Raw genomic sequence first — 403 nt, 5'->3', positions numbered from 1 at the left:
CAAATCGGCGCGAATATGGAGTAAGCGACGCAGGCGACCGAGCACTTCAACAATGCCCATCACCGCCAGCTCTTCCATTTCATACCAGGCTTCGCACCCTTCCGCCTGCATTAGCGGCCCCGCCACGCCGACAAAGCGCGCATTCGGGATGCGTGCTTTAAGCGCGCGGATGAGACCAGCGCCTAGAATATCGCCGGAGGTTTCTCCGGCGACCAGGGCAATCGTCAGGGGACGCTGTTCAGCCATTAACGAATCAAGCCGCGGGTAGAACGAGCGAAGAAATCGACAAACGGCTGAACCTCAGGATGCTGAGCAGCCAGTTCGGCGATTTCCGGCTTGGCTTCTTCCAGCGTTTTGCCGCTGCGGTACAGCAGTTTATACGCGTTGCGGATCGCGGTGATTG

Annotated in this window: 1 protein-coding gene and 1 pseudogene; both read right to left on the bottom strand. The window is 58.6% G+C overall.

The features are described 5' to 3' along the window. Positions 1-246, bottom strand: a pseudogene (locus tag LU493_RS19660) (lipid-A-disaccharide synthase); the annotation flags it as partial. After that, entirely contained in the window at positions 246-392 is a 147-nt protein-coding gene (locus tag LU493_RS20085; RefSeq protein ID WP_408702714.1) for a hypothetical protein, read from the bottom strand. The gene LU493_RS20085 and the pseudogene LU493_RS19660, both read right to left, overlap by 1 nt. Between the last annotated feature and the right edge of the window lie 11 nt (positions 393-403).

Source organism: Halomonas elongata (assembly GCF_029081005.1).
Lineage (GTDB): Bacteria > Pseudomonadota > Gammaproteobacteria > Pseudomonadales > Halomonadaceae > Halomonas > Halomonas elongata_B.
The sequence above is the reverse complement of the archived record's forward strand: the minus strand, read 5'-3'. Positions and strand labels throughout refer to the sequence as shown.